The sequence below is a fragment of the Pelagibacterium limicola genome (assembly GCF_015694405.1).
GTDB lineage: Bacteria > Pseudomonadota > Alphaproteobacteria > Rhizobiales > Devosiaceae > Pelagibacterium > Pelagibacterium limicola.
Genome location: NZ_JADQDB010000002.1, coordinates 364,616 through 379,333 on the forward strand (window position 1 = coordinate 364,616; position 14,718 = coordinate 379,333).

Consider the following 14,718-nt stretch of genomic DNA (forward strand, 5'->3'; position numbering starts at 1 on the left):
GATCCTGACCCGGTATTTCCCGAAATCAGGGCAAATCACTTTAGTTGCGGAGCCGCATAAGGCATGAAAGTCGTCATCGTCGAGAGCCCGGCCAAGGCCAAGACCATCAACAAATATCTGGGCAAGGACTTCGAGGTTCTGGCCAGCTTTGGCCATGTGCGCGATCTGCCCTCCAAGGACGGATCGGTGCGTCCCGACGAAGATTTCGCGATGAGCTGGGAGGTCGATACGGCCTCGAAAAAGCGGCTCTCCGATATCGCAAAAGCAGTAAAGGGCGCTGACGAGTTGATTCTCGCGACCGACCCTGATCGTGAGGGCGAGGCGATCTCCTGGCACATTCTCGACGTGCTCAAGGAAAAAAAGGTCATCAAGAAGGACATGCCGGTCAAGCGCGTGGTGTTCAACGCGATCACCAAGGACGCCGTGACCGAGGCAATGAAGAAGCCGCGCGATATCGATGCGCCGCTTGTCGACGCCTATCTCGCACGCCGGGCGCTCGATTATCTGGTGGGCTTCACCCTTTCCCCGATCCTCTGGCGCAAGCTGCCGGGCTCGCGTTCGGCGGGCCGCGTGCAATCGGTGGCTCTCCGGCTTGTGACTGAGCGCGAGGAGGAAATCGAGAGATTCAAGCCCCAGGAATACTGGTCGGTTCTCTCGACGATGGCGCAAGCCGGAAAAAGCTTCCAGGCCCGGCTTTATTCGGTCGATGGCGACAAGACCGACAAGCTGGACATCAAGAACGGCGAGGATGCTGCGGCGCTGAAAAAGGCTATCGAAGCCGGGACGTTTCGGGTCGTCTCGGTCGAGAAGAAACCGACCAAGCGCAACCCCTATGCGCCGTTCACCACCTCGACGCTACAGCAGGACGCTTCCTCTCGGCTCGGTCTCTCCCCCTCGCGGACAATGCAAATTGCTCAGCGCTTATATGAGGACGGACTTATAACCTATATGCGGACCGATGCCGTGCAGATGGCCCCTGAAGCCATCGAGGCGGCGCGCCGGGTTATCGGCAAGGAGTTCGGCCCCGAATACGTGCCGGAAAAGCCGCGCCTCTACCAGACCAAAGCAAAGAACGCGCAGGAAGCCCACGAGGCGATCCGCCCGACCGAGCTCGGCAAGCATCCAGACACGCTGCGCAATCTCGATCCGGACCAGGACAAGCTCTATCAGCTCATCTGGCGCCGCGCGCTGGCCAGCCAGATGCGTTCCGCCGAAATCGAACGCACCACCGCCGATATCGCCGTTGCCACATCTGGCCGCAACATCGTGCTGCGCGCAACCGGATCGGTCGTTACATTCCCGGGGTTCCTCGGCGTCTATGGCGTAGAAAAGACCGACGAGGACGACGAAGACAGCCGCGAGCTGCCCGCACTCAATGAAGGCGACACGCCCGCACTCGAAAAGGTCTATATCGAACAGCACTTCACCCAGCCCCCTGCCCGCTATACCGAAGCAAGCCTCATCAAGAAGATGGAAGAACTGGGGATCGGCCGGCCTTCGACCTATGCGGCGACGCTCGGCACCCTCAAGGACCGCGACTACATCCGGCTCGATAAGCGCGCCCTTTTTCCCGAGGATCGAGGGCGGTTGGTAACAGCCTTCCTCCAGAGCTTCTTCACCAAATACGTCGAATACGGCTTCACGGCCGGACTCGAAGAGGAACTCGACGAGATTTCGGCAGGCGAGATCGACTACAAGGAGGTGCTGCGCCGCTTCTGGAAGGATTTTTCGCATCACACCGAGGAGATAAAGGACCTCAGGGTTTCGGAGGTCCTCGACGCGCTCAACGACCTTCTCGGCAACCACATCTTCCCGCCCCGCGAAAACGGGGCCGACCCGCGCCTGTGTCCCACCTGCGGTACTGGCCAGCTTTCCTTGAAGCTCGGCAAGTTCGGCGCCTTTATCGGCTGCTCGAACTATCCTGAATGCCGCCACACGCAACAGCTTTCCGAAAGCGCCACGGGCCAGTCCAACGAATCTCAGAACGGAGATGGCGTTCTCGGCACCGATCCCGAAACCGGGCTGGACGTCTTTTTGAAGTCTGGACGCTTCGGGCCGTATGTCCAGCTCGGCGACGACAAGGAGGCCAAGCGCTCCAGCCTGCCTAAAGGCTGGTCTGCCGGTACGATGGATCTCGACAAGGCCCTCAAGCTCCTGACCCTGCCGCGGGAAGTGGGCATCCACCCGGAAACCGGCAAGCCGATCAGTGCCGGCATCGGGCGCTACGGCCCATTTGTTCTGCACGACGGCACATATGCCAATCTGCCTGACGTTGAGGAAGTGTTCACGGTCGGCCTCAACCGCGCCGTGACGCTGATCGCTGAAAAGCAGAATGGCGGCGGGCGTGGCGGTCGCGGTGCATTACAAGCCGCAATCCAGACCTTCGAGCACGCCGATGGCCCGATCACGGTACGCGCGGGCCGCTACGGACCATACGTCAACCAGGGCAAGACAAATGCTACCCTCCCCCGCGACCTGGCACCCGAATCGGTGACGCTCGAAAAAGCGCTGGAACTGATCGCGGCAAAAGGGGGTTCGGGAGGCAAGAAGAAGGCACCGGCGAAAAAAGCCAGCGGCACAAAGAAGACAGCCGCAAAAAAGAAGACCGAGGCTCAAGGATAAAAAATGGCCAAGCGCGCAGCACCATCCGGCAAGGCTCCTGCTTCCGGCAAGAGCCGCCGCAATCCTGCGTGGCAGCCGGGCGAGCTTCCTACGCGCGAGGCTATCCTTGAAGCGATAGCGCAGTTCCCCGAGATCGATTCCAAGCGTGAGATCGCGCGGCATTTCGGTATCAAGGGCGATGACCGCGTGGCGCTCAAGATGCTGCTCCGTGACATGGAGAACGAAGGCCTGCTCGCCCGCAAGCGCAAGGCGATCCGCGCGACGAGCGAATTGCCGGCCGTGACCGTCCTCGATATTCCCGCCGACGCCGATCCAGAGAACCTTCACGCCTTCCCCGCCAAATGGGACGAGGAAGAAGGCGAAAAGCCGCGGGTCGTAGTAACCATCGGCAAGGACGCCCGCGTGGTCCCCGCCCCCGGCGACCGGATTCTGGCGCGCATCCAGCGCGGCGAAGGTCTCGCACCTACCTACACCGCCCGCCCCATGAAAGTGCTCGATAAACCGCGCAAGGCCGATATCGGCATCGTCCGCATGGACAATGAGGGCGCGCGGCTGGTGCCCATAGAGCGCAAGGCGCGCGAAATGCGTATCCCGGCCGGCGACCTCGGCGGCGCAAAAGACGGCGATCTCGTCGAAGTCGAGGTGGCTGTTTCAGGCCGCCTGATGATCCCACGCGCCAAGGTTGTTTCTGTTGTCGGCAACCCGCAATCGGAAGGCGCGGTGAGCCTGATTGCACTCCATTCACTCGACATCCCCTACCGTTTCCCAGCTTCGGTGATCGCGGAAGCCGATGCGGCCGAGGAAGCGACGCTCAAGGGGCGCGAAGACTGGCGCGATATCCCGCTCATTACCATCGACCCTCACGACGCCAAGGATCACGACGACGCCGTGCACGCCGAGCCCGATACCGATCCGGGTAATCCCGGCGGGCATATCCTCCATGTCGGCATCGCGGACGTCGCCCATTATGTGCGAGCCGGTTCGGCGCTCGACCGCGAGGCCTATCTGCGTGGCAATTCGGTTTACTTCCCCGACCGCGTGGTGCCGATGCTGCCCGAGCGGATTTCCAACGATCTCTGTTCGCTGCGCGAGGGCGAAAACCGCGCCGCGATGGCGCTGCGCATCGTCATCGACGCCGAAGGCAACAAGAAGCGGCATTCGTTCCACCGCGTGACGATGCGCTCGGCGGCCAGGCTCTCCTACCAACAGGCTCAAGCCGCGATCGACGGCGAGCCGGACGACAAGACCGGACCACTCCTCGAACCGATCCTGAAGCCCCTATGGGCCGCATACGCTTCGCTTGCCAAGGCGCGGGACCGCCGCGGCCCGCTGGCGCTCGACCTGCCTGAGCGGCGGATCAGGCTCGATGAAACCGGGATGGTGACGGACGTGTACGTCCCCGAACGACTCGATGCGCACAAGCTCATCGAGGAAATCATGATCCTCTCCAATGTCTGCGCCGCTGAGACCCTGGAAAAGCACCGGACCGGCCTGCTCTACCGCGTCCACGATGCGCCGAGCCGGGAGAAGGTAACCTCTCTGGGTGAGTTCCTGAAATCGCTCGACCTGCCCGTCCCGCGTTCGGAAAGCCTGCGGCCCAAGGACTTCAACCAGATCCTTTTCCGCGCCGAAAAAGCCGGCAAGTCCGAGCAGGTCAACGAGATGGTGCTGCGCTCCCAGGCGCAGGCCGAATATGCGCCAGGCAACTATGGGCACTATGGCCTCAACCTCGACCGCTATGCGCATTTCACCTCGCCCATCCGGCGCTATGCCGATCTGATCGTCCACCGCTCGCTCATCAAGGTGCTCGGCCTCGGTGACGATGGGCTGACCGAGGCCGAGGAAAGCCGCCTCGCCACTGTTGGCCAGCACATCTCGGCCACCGAGCGCCGCGCAATGGCTGCCGAACGCGAAACGGCAGACCGGCTGCTCGCACAGTTTCTCGCCAACCATATCGGCGCGCGTTTCACGGGCAAGATCGCAGGTGTCGTCGGCGCCGGGCTGTTCGTTCGGCTCGATGAAACCGGAGCGGACGGGTTCGTGCCCGCCTCCTCGCTCGGTACCGATTATTTCCGCTATTTCGAGGACCAGCAGGCCTTGATCGGGGAAAGGACTGGCGAACGGTTCCGGATCGGCGACCGGGTCGAAGTGCGACTGCTTGAAGCGGCACCGATGGCTGGCGCTTTGCGGTTTGAAGTCTTATCTGAAGGGGAGCGCATAAAACCCCCGGGGCCAGGACGTACCCAGCGCGGCAAGCGCGCTCCGTTCAAGGGAAAACGTCCAAGGAGATGAACGGTTGACCTTTCTCGAGACGACAGACCGGCCCGAACGCCCGCTGTGGCCGGCGGTGCGCCGCGGGCTGGCCGGCAAATGTCCCTCATGCGGCGAAGGCCGGCTGTTCGGAAAATATCTCAAGGTCAATGAAACCTGCCCGTCCTGCGGGGAGGAACTGCATCACCATCGCGCCGACGACGCCCCGCCCTACCTGGTCATTGTTATCGTCGGGCATTTGCTCGTCGCGATCATCCTGCATGTCGAGATGGTCTACCGGGTACCGGCCAGTATCTATCTTTGGACCATGATTCCCCTCGCCATCGGGCTTTCGCTTTGGCTCCTGCCCATCGTCAAGGGCGCGGTCGTAGCGATGCAATGGGCCAAATACATGCACGGATTCGATCCCCGCGGCCCTGATGACGATATCGAGGACGAGCGCGGCTAACGGGAAAGCCGCCGCTTGACATTTGGCGCAAAATCCATAGGTTGCGCCCAACTAATTTCGGACGCCGTGCGCAGGACCTGCCGCGCGGCCTCTCTTTTTAAAAGGCTACCCGCGATGGCAAAGTCCAACACGATCAAGATCAAGCTGGTTTCGACCGCCGATACCGGCTTCTACTACGTCACCAAGAAGAACACCCGCACCGCGACCGAGAAGCTCTCGTTCCGCAAGTACGACCCGGTGGTCCGCAAGCACGTGGAATTCAAGGAAGCCAAGATCAAATAGATCGCGCTTCATCGAGAACGAAGAAAAACCCCGCCTCGGCGGGGTTTTTTATTTGGACGTAAAGAGCTCGAAAAAATAGTGGCTGGCCCAGCCCGGCTGTCGAAGAGGCCACTCTTGTACCGGTGCCGGGCCAGCCGCCCTACGGGACAGGAGTTGCGGCGGACCTGAATTCCGTAGGGACAACTGAACGGTATGCAGTCTGCATCCGTCTCAGTACCCATAGGTTACGCTCTGGTCCGCCCCACGCCAAGTATAACGTGAGCCGGGGACCGGCGTTTTACTATTCATAATAAAAAGTTAACCTTAACTGTCGTTCTGGGGCAGTTCACGCCGCTTCGGAAACAACCCGATTACGGCCTGCGCGTTTGGCCGCGTACAACGCCAGATCCGCGCGCTTGATCAAGGATTCGGGGGTGTCTGTCTCGAACTCGTTGAAGGCAAGGCCAACGCTGACAGTAATGTCGAGCGGTTTTTCGATACCCACCTTGAATCCGTATTGGGCCATTGCGAGCCGGACGCGCTCGGCAACATGGAGTGCTTGTCGCGTATCGGTATCGGGCATGAGCACGACGAATTCCTCGCCCCCGAAGCGGCAGGCCAGATCGACGCCCCGTATGTTGCGCTGCAGGCGGAGCGCAAATTCCTTGAGAACGACATCACCCACGTCGTGGCCATATGTGTCGTTGACCGATTTGAAGTAGTCGATATCGAGCAACATGACCGCCATTTCGCGATCCTGTTCCTTGGCCTTGGTCAGGCTGATCGAAAGATGGCGCTCGAAATAGCGGCGGTTATAAAGCCCGGTCAGTTCATCGATCACAGCCATCTGCATGGTGGACGAAAGGCTTTCGCGCAATTCCACCGTGTAGCGGTACCGCCTGATCTGGGTCTTGACCCGGGCTGAGAGTTCGTAGCGCTCCAGGGGGCGCATGATGAAGTCGTTGACCCCAAGGTCGAGTCCCCGCACGATCTGGGGGCGGTCTTTCTCGTCGGCGATGAGAATGATCGGGAGCGAACGGGTCTGGTCGGCAGTCCTGATCTGCGAGCAGACCCGCAAGGGATCGAAGCCGTCGAGATCCATGCTGACCAGCACGACTTCGTAATCTCCACCTGAAATCTGGAAAACGGCATCCGATGGGGTGGTCAGCACATCGACGTTGTGTTTCCCCTGAAGGTAGGACCGCAGCCGCTCGGCACGAACCGCCTCCCCTTCGATGACGAGTATGCGGCCCTGTTCCGAGTCGGTTTCCTCGACTGAACGCGCGGCGTGCTCAAGAGCAAGCTGATGGCTGGTCTTTGCGCGGGCGCGCAATTCGTCTGTCAGAACCTTGAGCCGGATGAGGCTTTTAACCCGCGCGAGAAGCTGCATGTCGTCGACGGGCTTGGTGAGAAAATCGTCGGCACCGGATTCGAGCCCCCTGACCTTGTCGGAGGGCTGATCGAGCGCCGTGATCATGACGACGGGGATATGCGACGTGCGGGCGCTGCCCTTGAGAATGCGGCAGCATTCGAAGCCGTCCATGTCGGGCATCATCACGTCGAGCAGGACGATATCGATGTCCTGGGTCCGGCAAATCTCGATGGCTTGAGGACCGGAGGCAGCGGTGACCACCTCGAAATATTCCGCCATTAGCCGCGCTTCGAGCAGCTTTACGTTGGTTGGAATATCGTCAACAATCAGCACCCGTGCTGTCACGGCGCTTCCCTCTCGGCTGATTTTCGGTGTGCGAGCCCGCTACCCGGCTTTGCCAATGTAGCTTTCAATCGTTTCCAAAAAGTGAGGCACCGAGATGGGTTTAGAGATGTATCCCTCGCAGCCGCCCTGCAATATCCGCTCCTCGTCGCCTTTCATGGCGAAAGCGGTGACGGCGATGACCGGGATCGGCGCAAGTTCGTCGTCTTCCTTGAGCCATTTGGTCACGACGAGGCCGGAGACCTCGGGGAGCTGAATGTCCATCAGAATGAGATCGGGCTTGTGCTCGCGCGCAAGATCGAGCGCTTCCATTCCATTGCGGGTCTGGATGGTCCGATAGCCGCGGGATTCGAGGAGATCGTGAAAGAGCTTCATATTGAGCTCATTATCCTCGACAATCATCACCGTCTTGGCCATGCGTCCCGTTCCGCCGACTCACGCCGACGCTTCCTGTTCTGGTTATGATCCGGTATCATCAATCTGTTACGAAACAAGAAATAAGGCGAGTCTCTCGCCCGGTCGATACCATGACGGACACCGAACTCGCGGAAATCTCCGATGCCTGCCTGACCTGGCTTGCAGGGGACGTGGCCGAACTCGAGCGATTCATGTCGCTTGCCGGCTATTCCCCGCAAACACTTCGCCAGGCCTTGGGCACAACGGGGTTGGCGCAGGGACTAATCGACCATTTCGGACGCAACGAGCCGCTTTTGCTGGCGATGTGCGCCAATACCGGGCTGGACGTCAACCGCGTCATGCGGCTTTGGAACCGCCTCAACGCCCACGCGTGACGATGACGACAACGCCCTTCATGTGCCGCGATTGCCTGGGGCGCGGCGAGGCCGTGCGTCCCCCTGCCCGCTGCCCATCCTGCGGTTCACCGCGGGTCTTTGCTCATGCCGAACTGTTCGACCTCGTAATCGCCCACGTCGATTGCGACGCGTTTTATGCGTCAGTCGAAAAACGGGATGACCCGAGCCTTATCGACAAGCCCCTCATTGTCGGTGGCGGACAACGCGGCGTGGTCTCGACCTGCTGTTACATTGCCCGGATGAGCGGCGTGCGCTCGGCCATGCCGATGTTCCAGGCCAAACGCCTTTGCCCGCAAGCGGTTATCATCAAGCCCGACATGAAGAAATATGTGGGTGTAAGTCGCGAAATCCGCATGCTTATGGACGAACTTACCCCTCTGGTGCAGCCGCTCTCGATCGATGAGGCGTTCCTTGACCTCTCGGGCACCCAGGCCGTCCACAGGGCCCCTCCGGCCGTTGCGCTGGCGCGCTTCGCAAAGCGTGTGGAAACGGAGATCGGCGTGACGGTGTCGGTCGGACTTTCGCACAACAAGTTTCTCGCCAAGATCGCCTCGGACCTCGACAAGCCCCGCGGTTTCGCCACCATCGGCAAGGCCGAAACCATCCCTTTCCTTGCCGAAAAACCGATCTCCTTCATCTACGGTGTCGGAAAGGCAATGACCGAGACTCTCAAGAAGGATGGCCTGACCACAATCGGGCAGTTGCAAAATCGTGCGCCGGAAGACCTCATGCGTCGCTATGGCGAGATGGGGGCAAGACTGGCACGTCTTTCCCGCGGTGAGGACTACCGGCGGGTTTCCACGGCGCGCGAGACAAAGTCGGTGAGCACCGAAACCACGTTCTTTTCCGATCTTTCGGGTTTCGAGGAGCTTTCGACCGCCCTGCTCTCGCTTTGCGAGCGATTGTCGGAAAGGTTGAAGAAACAAAAATTTGTCGGCGATACCGTAACGCTTAAATTAAAGACGGCGGGCTTCAGGACGCGCACGCGTGCCCAACACCTGATGATGCCGACGCAGCTGGCAACTACGCTCTATGAGGCCGGCATGAAGCTGCTCGCGCGCGAAGTGGACGGCACCGCCTTTCGCCTGCTCGGTATCGGTGTTAGTGGTCTGGAGGCGGCTGACGGAGCCGATCCGGTCGACCTCATCGAACCCCAGATCGCCCGCAGGGCCGCCGCCGAACGCGCGCTGGACAAGGTGCGCGACAAATTCGGGCGTGAGGCGCTAGTGCGCGGCAAGCTCTACAAGAAGCCCAAACCCAAAGTCAGCCAGGTGGAGACGGAAGATGACGATTGAACAAAAGCTCGCAAGCTTGGGATACGCGCTGCCCAAGCCCGTCGCGCCGTTGGCCGCCTATGTCCCGGTCACCCGCTCGGGCAATCTCCTGTTTGTCTCGGGTCAGCTCTCTATAGGTCCAGATGGGCTGGTGACGGGCCATCTAGGCAAAGATCTGGACGTTGCCGCAGGCCAGAAGGCGGCCGAACTCTGCGCGGTCAATATCCTTGGGCAGATCGCATCCGTCACCCCGCTCGAAAAGGTTGCCTCGATCCTCAAGCTCACCGTGCTCGTGGCATCTGCACCGGACTTTTCCGATCAGCATCTGGTCGGCAACGGGGCATCGGAATTGTTCATCAAAGTGTTGGGCGACGCGGCTAAACACGCGCGCGCTGCCTTCGGCGTCGCGGCCCTACCCCTTGGTGCCGCCGTCGAGATCGACGCCATTGTGGAGATAAAGGACTAAATGATGACTACCCCCTTCGACCGCCCCATTGCCCACCGCGGACTGCACGACCGATCAAGGGGAATCATCGAAAACTCGGCCTCGGCCTTCGAAGCCGCTATCGCGCGTGGTTTTGCCATCGAGTGCGACCTGCAATTGTCCGGCGACGGCGCAATCTTGGTGTTCCACGACCACGATCTTCAGCGTCTGACAGGACGGGACGGTAACATTCACGAACTTGCCGGAAACGAAATCTGCGCTATGCCGCTGCTCGACAGCGCATCCGGCGACACGCCGCAACTTTTTGCACAATTTCTCGAGCAAATTGCCGGCCGGGTCCCATTGGTGGTCGAGATCAAGCAGCAGCCCACGGCCGCGGGGAACGCTGAAATCGCGGAAAAGTCGGTCGAAATCGCTCGCGATTACAGAGGACCGCTGGTTTTCAAGTCGTTCGACCCGACAGTGCTCAAAGCGGTGCGGAAAGCGGGTTATTCCGGCCAACTCGGTATCATCACCTATGGCTACAGGACGCCTGAATGGGACGGGCACATTCCCGCCCACCGCAGATTCATGCTCCGGCACCTCTTGCACTGGCCCCTGTCGCGCTTCACATTCATATCCTGCGAGCGCACCGCGCTTGATCTCCCCGCCGTCCGGTTCTTCCGCACTTTCGGAATGAACGTCATGAGCTGGACAGTGAGAGAAAAGGCGCATGTACCCGGCGTACGCGCGCAGGCCGACCAGATCGTATTTGAAGGATTCGATCCCGAAGCGTGACTTCCGCTGCCGAACTGACGATTTCGGTTCACCCCGACGCCGTATCGATTTCCGCCGCCGACTGGAACCGGCTGGCGTCGAATGGCGCCGGAGTCGCCAACCCGTTTCTCGATCACGCCTTTTTCCTTGCGCTGGAACAATCGGGCTGTGCCACCGGACGAACTGGATGGCAGCCCCAGCACATCGTTATCAGGCGCGGCGATTGCCCTGTCGGCTTGATGCCGATGTTCCTGAAATCACATTCGATGGGCGAATATGTCTTCGACCACGCCTGGGCTGACGCCTTCGAGCGCGCGGGCGGGCGGTATTACCCCAAGCTGCAAAGCTCTGTGCCCTTCACACCCGCGACGGCGCCCAAGCTGCTGGCGGCCGATGGCAGCATTGAAACGCGCATGGCCCTGCTTGGCGCCGCGGAAGCGCTCGCCGACAGGCTGGGCGCATCCTCGGTCCACGCCACATTCGTTCCCGGCGAGGAGGAAACACTGGCCCGGGAGGCGGGATGGCTGGTGCGGCACGACACGCAGTTTCACTGGACCAACGAGGAATTCGGGACGTTTGAGGATTTTCTCGGCACGCTGCAATCGCGCAAGCGCAAGGCCATCCGCCGCGAGCGGCGCGATGCGCTGATCGAGGGCATCGAGGTCGAGTGGGTGACAGGAAGCGACCTGACCGAGACGCACTGGGACGCGTTCTTCGACTTCTACATGGATACCGGCTCGCGCAAATGGGGCCGCCCCTATCTCAACCGCGAATTCTTCTCGCGCATATCCGAAACGATGGCCGACCGCATTCTGCTGGTGATGGCCAAGGACGGGACGGACTATATCGCGGGGGCGTTGAATTTTATCGGCAACGACACGCTCTATGGCCGGAACTGGGGCGCGATCCGCGACGTTCCGTTCCTGCATTTCGAACTCTGCTACTACCAGGCCATCGACTTCGCGATTGCAAGAGGCCTGAAGCGCGTCGAGGCCGGGGCGCAGGGCGAACATAAGCTGGCGCGGGGCTATGCGCCGGCCAAGACACGTTCGATCCACCATATCGCGCACCCTGGACTGCGGCGGGCGGTTGCCGATTATCTCGAGGAAGAGCGACGTGCAGTGGCACGGCACAGCGAAGCCCTTGAAACCTATACCCCATTCCGCAAGAGTGGCGACTGACCATCAATCGCGGGAGATCCAGATGACCGCCTACGATCCGGACAATATCTTCGTAAAGATCATCAAGGGCGAAATCCCCTGTCACAAGGTCTATGAGGACGATACCACCCTCGCCTTCATGGATATCATGCCCCAGTCGAGGGGTCACACGCTGGTGATTCCGAAAACCGGATCGCGCAACCTGCTCGACGCCCAACCGGAAGTCCTCGCGGACTTGATTGGAAAAACGCAAAAGGTGGCAGCGGCGGTGATGAGAGCGACTGGCGCCGACGGCTTCCGCATCATGCAGTTCAACGAGGCACAAGCCGGGCAGACGGTGTTCCACCTCCATTTCCACATCGTCCCCATGTATGAGGGTATCCCCCTCAGACCGCATACCGGCGAAACGGCGGATCACGAGGCGCTTGGCGCGCTCGCGGAAAAGATTCGCTCGGCGTTTTAGGAGCGTCTTGCACAGAGTAAAGCAGATTTGGCTCGATATCCGGGCGCGAACAGCGCCCCAATTAGCGAGCGAGAACAAAAAGGCCGGTGTCTCCACCGGCCTATTTCTTAGGTCTTGGACTCGGCGTCCTTTGCCTTGGATTTGCTCGTCGGCTTTTTCCCGCCCTTCGGACCGGTGATGGCCTTGGGCCGTGCAGGTCGCGGGGGGATGGAGACGAGTTCGAGGCGGGCTTCGCTGCCCTCGCCAACCACCGTTACCTTGACCGAACCGCCCTTCTGCAGCAGCCCGAACAGAACCTCTTCGGCGAGCGGCTTCTTGACATATTCCTGGATCACGCGGCCGAGCGGCCGCGCGCCCATCTTTTCGTCGTAACCACGTTCGGCAAGCCAAGTGGCGGCCTCGGGTGTCAGCTCGATGGTGATACCGCGCTCGGCAAGCTGGCCTTCGAGCTGGAGGATAAACTTCTCGACCACACGATGCACCGTTTCCGGCGGCAGCGGCGCGAACGAAATGATGGCGTCCAGCCGGTTACGGAACTCGGGGCTGAAGGTGCGGTTGATGGCATCCTCGTCATCGCCTTCCTGCCGTACGCGGCCAAACCCGATGGGCGATTTCGCAAGTTCGCTGGCCCCGACATTCGACGTCATGATCAGGATGACATTGCGGAAGTCGACCTGCTTGCCCGAGTGGTCAGTGAGCTTACCGTGATCCATAACCTGCAACAGGATATTGTAGAGGTCCGGATGGGCCTTCTCGATTTCATCGAGCAGGAGCACGCAGTGGGGGTGCTGATCCACGCCGTCGGTCATCAGACCGCCCTGGTCGAACCCGACATAGCCTGGAGGCGCGCCGATCAGCCGCGAAACGGTGTGACGCTCCATATATTCGGACATGTCGAAACGCAGCAATTCCACCCCGAGCGTGTCGGCCAATTGCTTGGCGACTTCGGTCTTGCCGACGCCTGTGGGGCCCGTAAAGAGGTAAGAACCGATAGGCTTTTCGGGCTCGCGCAGACCTGCACGGGCCAGTTTGATCGCTGCGGAGAGCGATTCGATTGCCTTATCCTGCCCGAAAACGACGCGCTTGAGATTGGTCTCAAGGTTCGCCAGCAGTTCAGTATCGGATTTCGATACCGATTTCGGCGGGATGCGTGCGATGGTCGCGACCGTCGCCTCGATGTCGGGTACATCGATCAACTTCTTGCGCTTGTCCTCAGTCACCAGCATCTGCCGGGCGCCGGTTTCATCGACCACGTCGATGGCCTTGTCGGGCAGCTTGCGGTCGTTGATGTAGCGCGCCGATAGCTCGACCGCCGCCTTGAGGGCGTCATCGGTGTATTTGAGCTTGTGATAATCCTCGAAATACGGCCGCAACCCCTTCATGATCTCGATGGCGTCGGGGATTGTCGGCTCGTTGACGTCGATCTTCTGGAAACGGCGGACAAGTGCCCGGTCCTTCTCGAAGAACTGCCTATACTCCTTGTATGTCGTCGAACCGATGCACCGGATCGCGCCTGAGGCCAGCGCGGGCTTCAAGAGGTTTGAGGCGTCGAGCGCGCCGCCTGAAGTCGCTCCTGCACCGATTACGGTGTGAATCTCGTCGATGAAGAGGATAACGTTCTCCTTCTTCTCGAGCTCCTTCATGATCGCCTTGAGCCGCTCCTCGAAATCGCCCCGGTAGCGCGTACCCGCGAGCAGCGCACCCATATCGAGCGCGTAGATCACCGAGTCCTTGAGGACCTCGGGCACATCGTTCTCAACGATTCGGCGTGCAAGTCCCTCGGCGATTGCCGTCTTGCCGACACCGGGATCGCCCACATAAAGCGGATTGTTCTTGGAGCGCCGGCAGAGCACCTGGATGGTGCGTTCCAGTTCAGCCGCGCGCCCAATCAAGGGATCGATCTTACCTTTGCGGGCCTTGTCGTTGAGATTGATGCAGAAGTCGGCAAGCGCAGAGCTCTGCTGACTGGCGGCGCCGGCGCGCGCACCTTCTTCCGTGAATCCCGCACCGCCCTCCTCAGCGCCGCGCACAGCGCGATCCGCGTTTCGACCAGACTTCGCAATGCCATGGGAGATGAAATTGACCGCGTCGAGCCTGCTCATGTCCTGCTGTTCGAGGAAGTAGGCAGCATGGCTTTCGCGCTCGGCGAAAATGGCCACGAGGACATTTGCGCCGGTGACCTCCTCACGGCCTGACGACTGAACGTGGATTACGGCGCGCTGGATCACGCGCTGGAATGCCGCAGTCGGGCGCGCATCCTGCCCGTTGGAAACGACGAGGCTGTCGAGTTCCTCGTCGATAAACTCTTCGAGATCGGCGCGCAGGGACTCGATATCAACATCGCAGCCCTTGAGTACCGCGATGGTGTCGCGGTCATCGGTCAGGGCCAGCAAGAGGTGTTCGAGCGTAGCGAACTCATGGGCACGCTCGCGCGCCAGGTTCATCGCCTGATGAAGTGCCTTTTCAAGTCCGCGGGAGAATGAGGGCATTTG

General features: G+C 60.6%; 13 protein-coding genes. 10 read left to right on the forward strand and 3 right to left on the reverse strand.

Translation table 11 applies throughout. From position 1 onward, the window contains the following. The first annotated feature begins 63 nt into the window (after positions 1 to 63). From topA to rpmG, 4 genes are all read left to right on the forward strand, one after another. Positions 64 to 2,622, forward strand: coding sequence for a type I DNA topoisomerase (topA, locus tag I2G20_RS04745; protein ID WP_196258528.1), 2,559 nt, complete (start codon positions 64 to 66; stop codon positions 2,620 to 2,622). A 3-nt stretch (positions 2,623 to 2,625) separates the two neighbouring features. Then, positions 2,626 to 4,914: a ribonuclease R gene (gene rnr, locus I2G20_RS04750; protein WP_196258529.1), complete on the forward strand. Its 2,289-nt coding sequence runs from the start codon at positions 2,626 to 2,628 to the stop codon at positions 4,912 to 4,914. Between the two features lie 4 nt (positions 4,915 to 4,918). Next, on the forward strand, positions 4,919 to 5,341 hold the full coding sequence (locus tag I2G20_RS04755) for a DUF983 domain-containing protein (protein ID WP_196258530.1): 423 nt from the start codon (positions 4,919 to 4,921) through the stop codon (positions 5,339 to 5,341). 114 nt (positions 5,342 to 5,455) lie between these two features. Then, complete coding sequence (gene rpmG, locus I2G20_RS04760; protein WP_116654165.1) at positions 5,456 to 5,623, forward strand: 50S ribosomal protein L33; 168 nt, start codon at positions 5,456 to 5,458, stop codon at positions 5,621 to 5,623. Between the two features lie 325 nt (positions 5,624 to 5,948). On the opposite strand, the gene I2G20_RS04765 is transcribed toward rpmG, so the two are convergent. After that, the gene (locus I2G20_RS04765) at positions 5,949 to 7,319 is read right to left on the reverse strand and encodes a PleD family two-component system response regulator (RefSeq protein WP_196258531.1); all 1,371 of its coding nucleotides are present in this window, start codon (positions 7,317 to 7,319) and stop codon (positions 5,949 to 5,951) included. 39 nt (positions 7,320 to 7,358) lie between these two features. Beyond that, positions 7,359 to 7,733, reverse strand: coding sequence for a response regulator (locus I2G20_RS04770; RefSeq protein ID WP_196258532.1), 375 nt, complete (start codon positions 7,731 to 7,733; stop codon positions 7,359 to 7,361). Between the two features lie 110 nt (positions 7,734 to 7,843). Between I2G20_RS04770 and I2G20_RS04775 the strand changes: the two genes are divergently transcribed. The 6 genes from I2G20_RS04775 to I2G20_RS04800 are packed head-to-tail and all read left to right on the forward strand — an operon-like array spanning position 7,844 to position 12,226. Then, positions 7,844 to 8,107: a DUF3572 family protein gene (locus I2G20_RS04775; protein WP_196258533.1), complete on the forward strand. Its 264-nt coding sequence runs from the start codon at positions 7,844 to 7,846 to the stop codon at positions 8,105 to 8,107. A gap of 2 nt (positions 8,108 to 8,109) precedes the next feature. Then, positions 8,110 to 9,423: a DNA polymerase IV gene (locus I2G20_RS04780; protein WP_196258534.1), complete on the forward strand. Its 1,314-nt coding sequence runs from the start codon at positions 8,110 to 8,112 to the stop codon at positions 9,421 to 9,423. Further along, positions 9,413 to 9,868 carry a RidA family protein gene (locus tag I2G20_RS04785; RefSeq protein WP_196258535.1) on the forward strand — a complete coding sequence of 152 codons (456 nt, stop codon included), beginning with the start codon at positions 9,413 to 9,415 and terminating at the stop codon, positions 9,866 to 9,868. Before I2G20_RS04780 ends, I2G20_RS04785 begins: the two co-directional genes overlap by 11 nt. Then, on the forward strand, positions 9,869 to 10,624 hold the full coding sequence (locus tag I2G20_RS04790) for a glycerophosphodiester phosphodiesterase family protein (protein WP_196258536.1): 756 nt from the start codon (positions 9,869 to 9,871) through the stop codon (positions 10,622 to 10,624). Beyond that, the gene (locus I2G20_RS04795) at positions 10,621 to 11,784 is read left to right on the forward strand and encodes a GNAT family N-acetyltransferase (RefSeq protein ID WP_196258537.1); all 1,164 of its coding nucleotides are present in this window, start codon (positions 10,621 to 10,623) and stop codon (positions 11,782 to 11,784) included. Before I2G20_RS04790 ends, I2G20_RS04795 begins: the two co-directional genes overlap by 4 nt. 22 nt (positions 11,785 to 11,806) lie before the next feature. After that, the gene (locus I2G20_RS04800) at positions 11,807 to 12,226 is read left to right on the forward strand and encodes an HIT family protein (protein ID WP_196258538.1); all 420 of its coding nucleotides are present in this window, start codon (positions 11,807 to 11,809) and stop codon (positions 12,224 to 12,226) included. A gap of 107 nt (positions 12,227 to 12,333) precedes the next feature. Here the strand turns inward: I2G20_RS04800 and clpA are convergent, their stop codons facing one another. Beyond that, on the reverse strand, positions 12,334 to 14,715 hold the full coding sequence (gene clpA / locus I2G20_RS04805) for an ATP-dependent Clp protease ATP-binding subunit ClpA (RefSeq protein ID WP_196258539.1): 2,382 nt from the start codon (positions 14,713 to 14,715) through the stop codon (positions 12,334 to 12,336). Positions 14,716 to 14,718: the final 3 nt, after the last annotated feature.